This is a genomic window from Pigmentiphaga humi, from assembly GCF_900606115.1.
Classification (GTDB): domain Bacteria; phylum Pseudomonadota; class Gammaproteobacteria; order Burkholderiales; family Burkholderiaceae_B; genus Pigmentiphaga; species Pigmentiphaga humi.
The window spans coordinates 48,282-61,796 of record NZ_UWPJ01000024.1 but is presented as its reverse complement, the minus strand read 5'-3'; the positions used below and the strand labels follow the sequence as shown (position 1 = coordinate 61,796).

Here is a 13,515-nt window from a genome sequence, read left to right as displayed (position 1 = left end):
GCGGCGCAGCCGCACGGGGTGGACTTCCCGTCCGGTCCGCCAGTGCCGCCCCCTTGAGGGGGCCCGCGTAAGCGGGTAGGGGATGGGCCCACTTTTCATGTACTGAAAAGTACCAAAACACGCCTTGATGCAAAGCGGGGCGACGCGCATTCTTCTCCGCGGAGAGACAACAACAAAACGATGCTCCTCGCGCACGGTCCGCCCCCTCGGCTGGAACTCCACGTGCGTGCCGGCTGCTGCGCCGGCGGGAGCGATCGAGCGCGAACCATCATTCATCGAAGCGCAGAAAAATACCGCGCCGTCCGGCGCGGCTTTCTGGGCATACAAATACATGGAGACGACGATGAAGCCCTTGTCCTGCTTTCGCATCCTGGCCTGCACGGCCGCACTGGCAGCGGCGCTGCCCGGCCTGGCGCAGGCTCAGGCCAATTGGCCGAACAAGCCCGTGCGCGTGATTCTTCCTTTCGCCCCCGGCGGCAGTTCGGACCTGGTCGGACGGCAGGTGGCCCAGCACCTGAGTTCCCACTACGGACAGCAGTTCGTGGCCGAGAACCGCGCCGGCGCGGGCGGCAATATCGGCGTCGACGCCGTCGCCAAGTCGGCGCCGGACGGCTACACCGTGGGCATCGGCACGTCCGGGCCGCTGGCCAACAACAAATCGCTGTACAACCCCATGCCGTTCGACGCGGAGAAAGACCTGACGCCGATCGCGCTGGTGGGCGAGATCCCGCTCGTGCTCGCGGTCAATCCGTCAGTGAAGGCCAATACCCTGGCCGAGTTCGTAGCGCTGAGCAAGGCGTCGGCGAACGGCCTGACGGTCTCCAACCCGGGCAACGGCACCATCGGCCACCTGGCCACCGAATACCTCAGCATGCAGGCGGGAGCCAAGCTGCAGCCGGTGCCGTACAAGGGCGACTCGCTGGCGATGGTGGATGCGATGAGCGGCTCCGTGAACGCGGTGCTCGTGCCGGTGACTTCGCTGATTCCCAATATCCAGGCCAACAAGCTGCGGGCGCTGGCGGTTACCGCCAAGACGCGGTTCCCGGCCCTGCCGAACGTGCCCACCGCCATCGAGCAGGGCGTCGATCTGCAGGCCACGGTGTGGAGCGCGATGGTGGGGCCGGCCGGCCTGCCGCAGTCCATCGTCACCTCGCTGAACCAGGAGATCAACAAGTACACCAGTTCGCCCGAAGGCAAGGCCAAGCTCAATTCGCTGGGCATGGTGCCGCTGGCCGCCACGCCCCAGGAACTCCAGAAATTGATGTCAACCGAGGCCGCCAAGTGGCAGGAAGTCGTCAAGGCGGCCCGCATTTCGGTCGAGTGAACATGGATAGATTGCAGTTCTATATCGACGGCGCGTGGGTCGATCCCGCGGCGCCGAGGACCCTGGAAGTCTCCAACCCGGCGACCCAGGAGGCGTTCGCCCGCATCAGCCTCGGGTCGCGCGCGGACGTGGACCGCGCGGCCGGCGCCGCGCGCCGGGCTTTCCCGGGCTATGCCGCCACCAGCGTGGAGCAGCGCCTTGAATGGCTGCGCCGGATCATCGCCGGTTTCCGGGCGCGCCTGCCGGAACTGGCGCGGATGATGACGCTGGAGATGGGCGCGCCCATTACATTTTCGACCGAGCGCCAGGCCACCGTCGCGCTGTTCCATTTCGAGGAAGCCGAGCGCGTGCTGGCGGGGTTCCCGTTCGAGGAGCGCATGGGCGTGGGCATCGTGCGGCGCGAGCCCATCGGCGTGTGCGGCCTGATCACGCCGTGGAACTGGCCGCTCAACCAGGTCGCTTCCAAGGTCGCGCCTGCGCTGGCTACGGGCTGCACCGTGGTCCTCAAGCCCAGCGAGATCGCGCCGCTCAGTTCCATGCTGTTCGCCGACATCGTCCACGAAGCCGGCCTGCCCGCCGGAGTGTTCAACCTCGTCAATGGGGACGGCCCGACGGTGGGGGAGGCGATCGCCGCGCATCCGGAGATCGACATGGTGTCGTTCACCGGTTCGACGGCCGCCGGCATCCGGGTCGCCAAGCTCGCGGCCGACACGGTCAAGCGGGTCGCGCAGGAGCTGGGCGGAAAATCCGCCAACATCATCCTGCCGGACGCGGACATCCGGGCCGCGGTGAAGGCAGGCGTGCTCGCCTGCAATACCAACGCCGGCCAGAATTGCCAGTCGCCCACGCGCATGCTCGTGCCGCGCGCGCAGCGGGATATCGCCTTCGAGGCGGCGCGCGAGGCGATCGCCGCCATTCGCCTGGGCGATCCGCTGGACCCGGCGACGACCATGGGCCCGCTGGTGAGCCAGATGCAGTACGACAAGGTGCAGGCCCTGATCCAGTCGGGCCTGGACGAAGGCGCGACGCTGGTGGCCGGTGGAACCGGACGGCCGGAAGGGCTGGCGCACGGCTACTACGTGCGCCCCACCGTGTTCGGGGACGTGACCCCCGACATGCGCATCGCGCGCGAGGAAATCTTCGGGCCGGTGCTGTCGATCCTCTGCTACGACGATGAAGAGGAGGCCATCGCCATCGCCAACGACACGCCGTTCGGACTGGCGGGCTTCGTGCAATCGCCCGACCTGGACCGCGCCCGCCGCGTGGCCAACGGGATCCGGGCCGGGCGGGTCTACCTGAACGGCGCGCTGTTCGACCGCAGCCTGCCTTTCGGCGGCTACAAGCAGTCCGGCAACGGACGTGAATTCGGCATCTTCGGATTCGAGGAGTATCTCGAGGTGAAAGCAATCCTATGACGAGTGCCGCTACCCATTCCCCCGCCGCGAATGGCGGGGAGGCGCGCTGTTTCGAGGATTTCCAGGTGGGAGAGCGCTGGACCAGCGCGCCCACGGTGGTTACCGAGGAAGAGATCGTCGCCTTCGCGCGTGCCAACGATCCGCAGCCCATGCACCTGGATCCGGAGGCCGCGCGCGCCGGCCCATTCGGCATGCTGATCGCCAGCGGCTGGCAGATCGCCGCGCTGTCCATGCGCGTATTCCTGCAGGCGGGCGGCTACGGCAAGACGCCGATGGTGGGCATGGGCGTCGACGAGCTGCGGTGGACCAAGCCCGTCAAGGCCGGCGACACGCTGGTGGTGGAACGCGAGGTCATCGAGACCGTCCGCTCCAAGAGCCGGCCGGGCGTGGGCATGATCCGCACGCGCGTCACGGTGCGCAACCAGCACGGCGACGCCGTGATGTCGCTGGTCTCGCTGGGCCGCGTGCCGGCGCGGGCGCAGGCCTGACGTTTTTTTTCTCCGATTGTTTTCGATCCAGGGAGTTGTCATGGTGGTTCTCGACCGTCCAGCCGATCTGCAGGCATGGATAGGCAAGGAAATAGGCGTCAGCGAATGGCTGGCCATCGATCAGTCTCGCATCGACGATTTCGCCCGGCTGTCGGGGGACGATCATTGGCTGCACGTGGACGTGGAGCGCGCCAAGCGGGACATGCCGGACGGCAAGACCATCGCGCACGGCTTCATGACCCTGTCGTTCATTCCCTATCTGGTCCGGTCGGTCTATGCCATTACGCATCGCGGCCGGGGGCTGAACTACGGCATGAACCGGGTCCGCTTCGTCAATCCGGTCCAGGTGGGCGACCGGATCCGGCTGCGCCAGCGCATCAAGGAAGTCGAACGCGGCGAGGGCGGCGGCCAGCAGGGCGCCACCCGCGTGGTGTCGGAATGCACGATCGAGATCGAGGGCAAGGAACGGCCGGCGCTGGTCGCGGAATTCCTGATGCTGGTCTATGACGAGTGAGCCCGCCATGAGCCAGAACGTTCACGACATCCTCGCGCGGCAGGCGCAGCAGCCTTTCGTCGATTTCCCGTCCATCATCGCCCGCCACGCGGGCGAGCGGCCGGATGCGCCCGCCTTCGCGTGCGGCGGCGATACGCTGAGCTGGTCGGAACTGGCCCGCCAGGCGGACCGCGTCGCGGCGGCCTGCGCGGCGATGGGCGTGGCGCCCGGCGGCAAGGTCGCCTTGCTGGCGGCGCCAGGCCTGCGTGCAGTCCAGGCTTTCTTCGGCACGGTGCGTGCCGGGGGCTGCGTGGTGCCGCTGGCGACGTCCGCCACGGCGGCGACCTTGCTGGGCATGCTGGGCGATTCGGACGCCAAGGTGCTGGTTGCGGACGCCGATGCGCGCGAGACGCTCGAGGGCGTCGAGGCGGAGCTGGCGGCGATGTTCCCGCAGCGCCTGGTCGCGCTCGATTTCCACGCGCCGGGCTGGCTGGACTGGGACGCCTGGCTCGCGCAGGGGGGCGCTCCGCCGGCGGTCGAGTTCCGGCCGGACCAGCCTTTCAACCTGATCTACAGTTCCGGCACCACCGGCAAGCCCAAGGGCATCCTGCACCTGCACGGCATGCGGTCGCGGCAGGCGAACCGGCGCAGCTTCGGGCTCGGCCCGGAAAGCGCCATGCTGTTGTCGACGCCGCTGTATTCGAACACCACGCTGCAGCCCATGCTGGCAACGGCGGCGAACGGCGGCCTGACGGTGCTGATGCGCAAGTTCGACGCGGCGGGCTATCTTCGGCTGTGCCAGGAACACCGGGTCACCCACACGATGCTGGTGCCCGTGCAATACCAGCGGCTGCTGGCGCACGAAGACTTCGCGCGCACCGACCTGTCTTCCTTCGTGCTCAAGCAGTGCACCGGCGCGCCGCTCGACGCGCGGCTCAAGTCGCTCATCCTGGAGAAATGGCCGGGCGGGCTGCGGGAGGTCTACGGCATGACCGAGGGCGGTTGCAGCTGCGTGCTCGATGCCCACGAGTTTCCGGACAAGCTCGGCACGGTCGGGCGTCCGGCGCCGGACCACGACATGCGCATCGTCGACGAAGACGGGCGGGTGCTGGCCCAGGGCGAAGTGGGCGAGATCGTGGGCTGGTCGCCTTACATGATGGCCGGCTACTACAAGCAGCCGCAGGCTACCGAGGCGTTCTACTGGCGCGACGAATCGGGCATCGCGTTCCATCGCAGCGGCGACATCGGCCGCTTCGACGAGGATGGCTTCCTGATCCTGCTCGACCGCAAGAAGGACTTGATCATCTCCGGCGGGTTCAACATCTATGCGACCGACCTGGAGGCGGTGACGGCCGCCCATCCCGACGTTGCCGACGTGGCGGTCATCGGCATTCCCAGCGAGCAATGGGGCGAGACGCCGCTGGCGCTGGTCGTGCTCCAGCCGGGCCGTGCGCTGGACGCGGAGGCGCTGCGCGCATGGGTCAACGGCCAGGTCGGCCGCACCCAGCGGCTGGCCGCCGTGGAGTATCGGAACGAGTTGCCGCGTTCGGCGCTGGGCAAGCTGCTCAAGCGCGAACTGCGCCAGCCTTACTGGAAATGAGAGAGGACAGCATGGAAAAAGTCTGCCTGGTGACCGGCGCGACCGGCAGGAACGGCGCAGGATCGGCCACCATCAAATTCTTCGCCAGGCAGGGCTGGCGCGTCGTCGTCAATTACTCCCGGGATACCGCGGCGGCGGAAGAGGTGGCCGAGGAATGCCGCGCGCTGGGCGCGGCCGACGTGCTGGTGGCGCAGGCCGACGTGACCAGCGACGAGGCCTGCCGCGCCATGGCGGCCGACATCGAGCAGCGCTGGGGCCGGCTCGACGTGCTGGTCAACAACGCGGCCGTCACGACCTTCAACGACCACAAGAATCTCGATGGCCTGTCGTTCGACGATTTCCAGCGCGTGTTCGCCGTCAACGTTTCGGGCGTGTACGTGGCCACGCGTGCCATGGCCGGGCTGCTGCGGCGCACCGGCAACGCCTCGGTGATCAACATCTCGTCGGTCGGCGGCTTGCGCGGCACGGGGTCGAGCATGGCCTACGCGGCGTCCAAGAGCGCGCTCAATGCGATGACGTTCTCGTTCGCCCGGGTGCTCGCGCCCGAAGTGCGCGTCAATGCGCTGCTGCCGGGCTTCATCGAGGGCGACTGGCTGATCAACGGCATGGGGCGCGAGCGCTATGAAACGGTGCGCGCCGGGCTGATCGCCAAGAACCCGCTCAAGACGGTGCAGACGCCCGAGGAAGTCGCCGAGGCGATCTGGTGGCTGGCGCACGGCCCGGCGGCGCTGACGGGGGAGCTGGTGCAGCTGGATGCGGGCGGCAGGCTGGCCGTTTGAGACCCGCCCGCAAGTCGCACCGTGAGCGGCGCGCAAGGCGCCGCTCACGGTGCGCCGGGGACGGTCAGCCCAGCTTCACTCCCGTCGCATCGCCGGTCAGGTAGCCTACCGCGGCGCCGTTGCGGTCCTTGTAGTTGGCGCGGACCAGCGGGTCCAGCGTGGGCTTGACCACGTCGTGCAGCGGGCTTTCCCAGTCGCCGGGGTGCTGGAAGTTGCTCATGACGTAGGTCCAGCCGTTGATCTCGTCGACCGCATGCAGGCCGGTCGATTCGCCGCCCGAGGGGACGGACAGGATGCGCGACAGTTTCTTGGTGTCGACGTTGTACGCCCACAGGAAGTTGTTGACGTGCATGCCGCTGTCTTCGCCGATGAACAGGGTGCGCAGTTTTTCCGCGAACTTGATGTTGTCGGGGTTGGCGATCTTGTCCGGATGGGCGGTGTTGCCCAGGCTGTCGGGAGCGGCGAGGTCTTCGCCGATCAAGGCTGCCGGCGCGGCCATGTCCACGGGCACCCAGGCGCTGTCTATCGCGCCGCCTGCCGTGTCCTTCTGGCCGCTCTTCAGGTTGAGCGCGTAGACGGCGCCGGCCCTGGGGCCTTCCACTTTGACGCCGCCCGAGCCGTCGAGCATGGTGCTCTGGATGTAGGACATGGCCGAGTAGGCGATCTTGTCCTTGGCGTTCACGGTCGTGCCCTCGAGCTTGGTGAAGCCCATGCTGCCGCCCTTGTAGGCCGCGTAGCGGTGGGTTTCGAGGAACGCCACGGCCTTTTCCTTGCCCGGCTTGATGCGGATCCAGTTGTATTTGCCGTTGAACGGGATCTTGGTGTAGCTGGGATCGCCGGGGTCGGCGGTGGCCAGGTCCATGATGTCGGCCGCGGCATGCGTGTTCGCCAGCGCCTCGATCTCCGCGCTGGTGGCGTGGCCCAGGTTGATCCAGGTCAGCGTGGCCGAGCCCGGGCCGGTGGACGAGGTTTGGTTCCACTTGGCGACGTACAGCGTGCCGGAGGAAAGATCGGTCTCGCGGTCGGCCACGAACATGAACAGGCCGCCGTTGGTCGCGTCGTCGCCCATCAGCACGGTGCGCCGGTCGGGCATGACCTGGACCAGTTCATGCGAAATGCGGCCCAGGCAATAGTGCTTGCGTATGCTGCCGGTGCCGTCCGGGTTGACGGTAACTTCGGGCACGTGGCCGTAGTGGTAGGGGTTGGCCTTGGCGGCGTCGCCGTACAGGTTCAGGCTGTAGGCCTGGAACTGGGTGTTGGCGGCGATCGAGGTGGCGTCCGGCTCGTATTCTTCGCTCGACAGGTGGGTATTCCACGGCGACAGGCTGGCGCCACAGGTGATCCACAGCCCGCGCACGCCGGAGGTATCGACGTTGTGGTACTTGACCAGCGTGAGCTTGCCGGTGGCCGGATCCTGGTCCAGCGTCAGCACGGCGATGGGCGAGGGCAATTGTCCGTAGGTGGAGTTGCCGGCCAGGTCGCGCGAGTTGTACTCGAACTGGACGACGGCGAACACGGCGTTGCCCTTGATGCCGGGAATGCTGGTGCTGGGCAGGGTGAGCAAGGAAGAACCGTCGGGCGAGTCCGAGTAGAACGGACGCTCGGAACCGGGCACCGATTTGTCGATGATGGGCTTGTTGCCGATGTCGTAATAGCCGCCGGCGACGAGGGTGCCGCCCTTGCCGTCGGGCACCTTGTCGCCCGTGATGAAGAAAGGCTGGTAGGCCAGCTTGTAGCTCCGGGTGCTGCCGTCGCTCATGGTGACCGTGAGGCCGGAGCCCACGGTGGTGGTGGCCATCGCGGCCGGAGCGGACAGCGAGGGCGCGCTCATGCCGGTGAAGGCGGCCGACACGTAGCTAGCCGGGCCGGGAGGCGTGGCGGCAACGGCGCCGTCCCCGCCACAGCCGCTCAGCAGGGCGGTGGCGGAGAGGCTGCCCAGCGGCAGCATCGGCGCGCCGGTCAGCAGTTTGAGGGCGTGGCGGCGGGTGGGGTTGGGCAGGTGATTGGACATCTGGATGCTCGACGCTCGTAGAAAGCGCCTGGACTGTTCGCCGGAGCGAAGCAGCCGTGCGGCGCGACGGCGACATCCTAGGAAAATGCATTGACATGACTGTGAAGAAGCGCTGACATGGAGTTGAACGCATCTTGCGCGGGGAGGGATGCGAGTGCAGCGGTTCGGGCGGGGCGAATGGATTATCATGACCTCCCCATGCGACGCAGGCCGGGAAACCGGTCGCCGATTCGACGATAAACGATGCTCGACCCGCTCAGCCTGCTCATCATTACGATAGGTTCGGCCGTCATGGGCATGGCGGTGCTGGGATCATTGCTGCGCAGCGGGATCCCGGGCGTGCGGCGGTGGTTCTGCTCCTGCCTCCTGGCTACCGCCGCGCTGCTGCTGTTCGCCTTGCGGGGCGCGGCGCCGGACTGGGTCTCCATCCTGTGCGCCAACGCCTTGATGACGCTGGCGCTGATGGTGGTGCTGGAAGGGTGCCGGCAGTTCCTGGGCCGCAAGCCCCAGCGGGTGGGGGAGTATCTGGCCTGGGGCGGCATGCTGGCCTGCCTGGCTTTCTGGACCTACGTCCTGCCCGACATCAATCCGCGCATCGTCGTGGTGTCGGCCCTCCACGCCTATCTTTACGGCGCGCTCGCCTGGGCCATTTCGTGCGCCCAGCCTTTTTCCCATCCCCGCTACGCCTACCGTTTCGTCGGCATCACGGCCGCCATCGGCTCGGCAGGACAGGGGCTCAGGGCGCTGCTGTACTGCTTCGAGTTCGCCCATCAGACCGAGCTGATGGAATCGGACTCCCTGAACATGGTCTTCATGGCGATAGGCATCCTGGCCGTGCCCTGCCTGTCGATCGGGATGGTGCTGCTGGCCCACGACCGCCTGGCGTACCGGCTCGAACGCCTGGCCAACCTGGACGAACTGACCGGCATCCTGGGACGGCGCGCCTTTCTGCTGCAGGCCGAATCGGCGATCCGGACCGCGGCGCGCACCGGCCGGCCCCTGTCGCTGGCCATTCTCGACATCGATCATTTCAAGCGCATCAACGATACGCACGGCCATGCCGTGGGCGACCAGGTGCTGGCGCATTTCACCAGCGTGGTGACGGGCAGCCTGAGGGCGAGCGACACCTTCGGGCGCCTGGGCGGCGAAGAGTTCGCCGTCCTCTGTCCGGAAACGCGCCTGGCGGATGCCACCTCCTTGCTGAACCGGCTGCGCACCAAGGTCGCCCAGGCCGGCTGGATGCTCAAGGGCGAGGCGCTGGACGTGCGCTTCAGCTCGGGCGTGGACGAGTACCGCCCGGGCGAGGCGCTGGTGAGCCTGATGGCCAGGGCGGACGCCGCCCTCTACGCCGCCAAGGCCATGGGCCGGGACCGCGTGGTCGGCGTGCCGTACGAAGAGATCCGGCCGGACGCCGAGCCGGCGGACCTGCTGCTGCGCCCTCCCGCTCCCGGCCCATAACGGCCCAAGAGGCTGCTTCACATCCAGGAAAAAGCGGATCCGGCCTTGCCCGTCCGCCGGCTTCGCTCGGCAGCGCGCGTCAGCGCGCAGAGAGGGGAAATAGGTCTTCGAGCAGCCGGGCGAGGTCGTCGCGCGGAGCGTCGGGCTCGGCCGGGTCCTGCGGCTGGGCCCGCATCCGTTCCCAGATGCGCGCGAACGCGGCGGCGCGGGCGGCGACGGCCTGCTCGGTTTCCCGGCGCCAGAACTCCGGCGTTTCGCCTTCGACATAATCGCCGCGGCCGCGCCCGAAATGGATGATGGCCCGGTAGCGCAACAGGCTGGCCACCACCAGGGTTTGCAGGAATTCGTCGTTCAGGCGCATGGTGGCCCGTTCGGTGCCGCGCGCCTTGTTGATGGCGAACGCCGCGCCGGCGAACGAGGCCGCCCCGGCCAGGGCGCCCAAGAGCATGCCCGAGCCGAGCGTCAGGCCGCCCGCGAGCAGATCGGCGGAGGCGCCGGTGGCGGCGCCGGAGGCGATGGCCCCCAGCAGCCCGGCCTGGCCGACGCTGACCGGCGCGCTGATGGCGTAGCGGTCGCGCAGCCGGCGGTCGAGCCGTTCGGCCGCGCTGCCATGCAGGCCGTGCAGGGCCAGCAGCCTGGCGGCAGTGCGGCTGCCGGAGGCCGCCAGCCGCGTGCCGAGCGCGTTCATGGCCCGTTCGCGCGCCGCGTGAGCCGCGGTGCGGCCCAGGCCCAGCACGGCCTTCACGGCCGATCCTTCGTCCACCGGCTCGCTATCGCGCGCGGCCTCGGCGAGCTGGCCGGCGAGCAGTGCCATGGACTGGCGGAAACGGTCGAGATTGCGCTTGTCCCAGGCCGCCGTCAGGCGCGCGTAGGCCGGCTGGCTGGCGGCGGGCAGGCAGTCGCGGATGGCGTCGAACAGCGCGCGCTCGTGCATCCAGCTGCGCGCGAAGGCGTCGAGAGGCAGCACGCCGCGCACCACGCCGTAGGGCTGCAGATGCCGGGCCCAGCGCGCGGCTTCGGCCTGCTCCTGCGCCGCAGGCCGCGGCGGACCCATCTGGTTGAGCAGCACCAGGACGGGCTTGTCCAGCCATTGCAGGATCTGCATCTCGGGGGCCACGTAGCCCGCGTCGTGCGGATCTTCGGCGGCGTTGACCAGGTACAGCACGACGTCGGCGTGGTCGCGCGCAGCCTGCAGCGCGCGCTGGCTGAGCCAGAATGCGCGGTCGCGCACGCGGTCCCAGACTTCGGTGAGAAACCAGCCCACGGGGTTGCCGGCGAGCGCCAGCCGCTTGGCAAGGCGCGCGGAATCGCCAAAACCGGGCGTGTCCCACAGGATCAGCTCGTCGCCGTCGGCGGCCAGCAGGACGTGGCTCTCGGCGTCCTGCGTTACGTGCGCGGCATCGCGCACTTCGCCGATGTCCGCGCCCAGCAGGGTGCGCGCCAGCGTGGTCTTGCCGGCGTTGGTGTGGGAGACCAGGCAGAGCTGGATGCGCAGGCAGTCATCGGGCATCGGCGGGGGGCGGGAGCAGGTCGGTGAAGCGGGCCGGGACGCGATACAGGTCGGCGAAGTCCTGCCAGAGGCGCTGGCGCTCGGCCAGGCGCCGGCCGGCGTCGGCCTGGCCGGCGAGCCGCGACGCATAGCCGGAGGCATCGATCAGCAGGATCAGCCTGCCCGGCAGCGCCTGGGCGAGGTGGGCGACGAACCGGCCGTGGGCGTCCTGCTCGGGCGTGGCCGCCAGGCTGAACAGCGCGGCCGCGAGCGTGGGCGGTTCGCTGGCGGCATCGAGGCCGGGCGCCTCGTCGGGGTCGGCGCCATAGTCGCAAGAGGGCAGGATCACGGCCTGCGCGGTATCGCCCAGCTGCGCGCGGGCCACGCCTTGCAGGGCCTGCGTGCGCGTTTCATCCAGGGCATAGCTGTAGGGCAGGACCAGCATGCGCAGCGGCACCGGGCTCAGGGCGCCCAGCAGCCGGCGGTAATAGGGTTGCGACAGATCCAGGGGGAATGCCGCGTGCAGCCGGGTTTCGCGCCAGCGCGCCCATGCCGCCAGCAGCAGGCGCGGCGCGACCACCACGACGGCCAGCAGCGCCGCGTAGGCATGCACCCAGCGCGCACCGTCCGCCACGCCGTCCGCGGCGCCGAAGCGCATGGCCTGCACCTGCTCCAGCGTAGGCGGCGCGACGCCGAACAGCCATCCCGCCGGCGCGAACAACGCCTCGAGCAGGGCATGCACCTGGGGCGCGGACAGGAAAGTGCTCTCCCAGCCGACGCGATATTCGACGAACAGGCCGCGCGCGTACAGGGACAGCGCGATGCCGGCGCCGAACAGCGCGGCGGCCAGGTGCAGCATGCGCTTGCTGCGCGCCACGGTGAGCGGGGCGGACAGCCTTTGCCATTCGCCCGCGAAACGCGCCAGCGCGGCAGCGAGCGTGGCGGGAGGGCGCCGCCGCAGCCAGCTCGGCGCATGCCACCCCCGCATCTTGCGCAGGGCGATGCGGCGCGCGCCGGGCATGAGCCAGGCCGCCAGCAGCGCCGCGTACATCAGCAGGTTCCAGCCGAGCACCGCCAGCAGCGGCAGCGACAGCAGGTCCAGGCGATGCGGGTTGGCGATGCGCTCGGTCAGGGCGCCGGCCAGCAGGCCGGCGATGGGAACGATCCAGCCCGCCGTGCGGCCCAGCGGATAGGGACGGCGGACCGCGCCGAGCGCCGGCAGGCGGCGCTCCAGCACGTCGAGCAACAGCACCGCCCGGGTATGCAGGAAAGCGTCGGCCGCGTCCGCCTGGCGCGCGCGGCCCAGCGTGCCCATGTTGCGCGCGCTGATGCCGGCCTGCCGGCTTTCGTCGCTGCGCAGCAGCGGGGCGTCGGGGTGGGTGGTTTCGAGCGCGTGGACCAGCACCACGTCCCTGGCCGCACGTTCGTCCATCGGCGTCCTGAAGATTGTCCAGTCGATAGGCCGACTATATCGGAATCGGTGCGCGGCCGCAGTCCGTGCCGCCGGCCTGCTCCGGCGGGCAGGCGCGGCGGATCATGTCGCAGAAGTACTCGGCGGCGGGCGTGAGCGGCAGCGCCGCGCGGCGGATGATGCAGATGGCGGGGCCGGGCAGCGGCTCGCGCACGTGGATCTGTTGCAGCGCTTCGCGTGTGAGCGGAAAGCGGCTCCACTGTATGGGCAGCATGGCGAGCAGGTCGCTATAGGCCAATGCCGTGATGTAGCTCAGCGAGGAATGCGCCTGCATGGCCAGGCGCGGCGGCGGCAGGCCGTGCGAGGCGAACAGCGGGCCGAGTTCTTCCTCGGCGCGCAGCGTGACCGAGGTCGAGATCCATTGCGCGCCGGCGAGTTCGCCCAGCGAGCATGCGCCTGCCAGCGGATGGTCTTTGCGGCCCACGATCATCCTGATGTTGTCGAACAGCTTTTCCTGCGCGAACCCGGCCGGCAATTGGCGCGGCGGCGGCCCGATGTAGCAGTCCAGGCGGCCTTCCCGCAGGTCGGACTCGACGCGCTGGAACACGCCGTCGAACAGGTCCAGCTCTACTTCGGGATAGCGCTGGCGGAACGGTTTGAGCGCGCCGGGCAGCAGCGCGATGTGCGGCACGCTGGACAGGCAGACGCTGACGCGTCCGCGCGCCATGCCGCGCAGTTGCTCGATCTCTTCCTGGGCGCGGCGCAATTCGCCCTGGATGACGCTGGCGCGCCGCATCAGGACCTCGCCCATGGGCGTGAGGGAGGTGCCGCGCGCCTGGCGCTCGAACAGGTCGACGCCCAGTTGCCGCTCCAGTTCATGGATGCTGCGCGTGAGCGCGGGCTGGGCGATGCCGATCTGGCGCGAGGCCGCGCGGATGCTGCCGCGTTCGGCCACGGCAATGAAATCGCGCAATTGGTGGAGCTTCATCTGGGGATAGGCGGAGGGTGGTGATACCTCATAGGTATCGGTTGGGCGATATTGCCATC

11 protein-coding genes are annotated in these 13,515 nt (G+C 69.0%); 7 read left to right on the top strand and 4 right to left on the bottom strand.

What is annotated here, in order from left to right:
- Positions 1-343 precede the first annotated feature (343 nt).
- From PIGHUM_RS15615 to PIGHUM_RS15590, 6 genes are read left to right on the top strand one after another with little or no spacing between them, the layout of a single operon-like run.
- A complete protein-coding gene (locus PIGHUM_RS15615; protein ID WP_124080497.1) occupies positions 344-1,324 on the top strand; it encodes a Bug family tripartite tricarboxylate transporter substrate binding protein in 981 nt (326 codons plus the stop codon).
- 2 nt (positions 1,325-1,326) lie between these two features.
- Positions 1,327-2,739: an aldehyde dehydrogenase family protein gene (locus PIGHUM_RS15610; protein WP_124080496.1), complete on the top strand. Its 1,413-nt coding sequence runs from the start codon at positions 1,327-1,329 to the stop codon at positions 2,737-2,739.
- The gene (locus PIGHUM_RS15605) at positions 2,736-3,227 is read left to right on the top strand and encodes a MaoC family dehydratase (RefSeq protein ID WP_124080495.1); all 492 of its coding nucleotides are present in this window, start codon (positions 2,736-2,738) and stop codon (positions 3,225-3,227) included. Before PIGHUM_RS15610 ends, PIGHUM_RS15605 begins: the two co-directional genes overlap by 4 nt.
- 40 nt (positions 3,228-3,267) lie before the next feature.
- Positions 3,268-3,741, top strand: coding sequence for a MaoC family dehydratase (locus PIGHUM_RS15600; protein ID WP_124080494.1), 474 nt, complete (start codon positions 3,268-3,270; stop codon positions 3,739-3,741).
- Between the two features lie 7 nt (positions 3,742-3,748).
- Positions 3,749-5,320, top strand: coding sequence for a class I adenylate-forming enzyme family protein (locus tag PIGHUM_RS15595; RefSeq protein ID WP_124080493.1), 1,572 nt, complete (start codon positions 3,749-3,751; stop codon positions 5,318-5,320).
- Between the two features lie 11 nt (positions 5,321-5,331).
- Positions 5,332-6,099, top strand: coding sequence for an SDR family NAD(P)-dependent oxidoreductase (locus PIGHUM_RS15590; protein WP_124080492.1), 768 nt, complete (start codon positions 5,332-5,334; stop codon positions 6,097-6,099).
- Positions 6,100-6,163: 64 nt separating this feature from the next.
- Here the strand turns inward: PIGHUM_RS15590 and PIGHUM_RS15585 are convergent, their stop codons facing one another.
- A complete protein-coding gene (locus PIGHUM_RS15585; RefSeq protein ID WP_124080491.1) occupies positions 6,164-8,110 on the bottom strand; it encodes a PhoX family protein in 1,947 nt (648 codons plus the stop codon).
- Positions 8,111-8,353: 243 nt separating this feature from the next.
- Here PIGHUM_RS15585 and PIGHUM_RS15580 point away from each other — a divergent pair, with 243 nt between their 5' ends.
- Positions 8,354-9,568, top strand: coding sequence for a GGDEF domain-containing protein (locus PIGHUM_RS15580; protein ID WP_124080490.1), 1,215 nt, complete (start codon positions 8,354-8,356; stop codon positions 9,566-9,568).
- Between the two features lie 79 nt (positions 9,569-9,647).
- Here PIGHUM_RS15580 and PIGHUM_RS15575 read toward each other — a convergent pair whose 3' ends face one another.
- The 3 genes from PIGHUM_RS15575 to PIGHUM_RS15565 are packed head-to-tail and all read right to left on the bottom strand — an operon-like array spanning position 9,648 to position 13,456.
- Complete coding sequence (locus PIGHUM_RS15575; RefSeq protein WP_124080489.1) at positions 9,648-11,078, bottom strand: DUF3482 domain-containing protein; 1,431 nt, start codon at positions 11,076-11,078, stop codon at positions 9,648-9,650.
- The gene (locus tag PIGHUM_RS15570) at positions 11,068-12,489 is read right to left on the bottom strand and encodes a DUF2868 domain-containing protein (RefSeq protein WP_124080488.1); all 1,422 of its coding nucleotides are present in this window, start codon (positions 12,487-12,489) and stop codon (positions 11,068-11,070) included. Before PIGHUM_RS15570 ends, PIGHUM_RS15575 begins: the two co-directional genes overlap by 11 nt.
- 34 nt (positions 12,490-12,523) lie before the next feature.
- Positions 12,524-13,456, bottom strand: coding sequence for a LysR substrate-binding domain-containing protein (locus tag PIGHUM_RS15565; RefSeq protein ID WP_124080487.1), 933 nt, complete (start codon positions 13,454-13,456; stop codon positions 12,524-12,526).
- Positions 13,457-13,515 lie beyond the last annotated feature (59 nt).

Bases quoted from the DNA above. Each gene is read 5' to 3' on its own strand.
- PIGHUM_RS15615 (WP_124080497.1), top strand. From the start codon at position 344: ATGAAGCCCTTGTCCTGCTTTCGCATCCTGGCCTGCACGGCCGCACTG.
- PIGHUM_RS15610 (WP_124080496.1), top strand. From the start codon at position 1,327: ATGGATAGATTGCAGTTCTATATCGACGGCGCGTGGGTCGATCCCGCG.
- PIGHUM_RS15605 (WP_124080495.1), top strand. From the start codon at position 2,736: ATGACGAGTGCCGCTACCCATTCCCCCGCCGCGAATGGCGGGGAGGCG.
- PIGHUM_RS15600 (WP_124080494.1), top strand. From the start codon at position 3,268: ATGGTGGTTCTCGACCGTCCAGCCGATCTGCAGGCATGGATAGGCAAG.
- PIGHUM_RS15595 (WP_124080493.1), top strand. From the start codon at position 3,749: ATGAGCCAGAACGTTCACGACATCCTCGCGCGGCAGGCGCAGCAGCCT.
- PIGHUM_RS15590 (WP_124080492.1), top strand. From the start codon at position 5,332: ATGGAAAAAGTCTGCCTGGTGACCGGCGCGACCGGCAGGAACGGCGCA.
- PIGHUM_RS15585 (WP_124080491.1), bottom strand. From the start codon at position 8,110: ATGTCCAATCACCTGCCCAACCCCACCCGCCGCCACGCCCTCAAACTG.
- PIGHUM_RS15580 (WP_124080490.1), top strand. From the start codon at position 8,354: ATGCTCGACCCGCTCAGCCTGCTCATCATTACGATAGGTTCGGCCGTC.
- PIGHUM_RS15575 (WP_124080489.1), bottom strand. From the start codon at position 11,078: ATGCCCGATGACTGCCTGCGCATCCAGCTCTGCCTGGTCTCCCACACC.
- PIGHUM_RS15570 (WP_124080488.1), bottom strand. From the start codon at position 12,489: ATGGACGAACGTGCGGCCAGGGACGTGGTGCTGGTCCACGCGCTCGAA.
- PIGHUM_RS15565 (WP_124080487.1), bottom strand. From the start codon at position 13,456: ATGAAGCTCCACCAATTGCGCGATTTCATTGCCGTGGCCGAACGCGGC.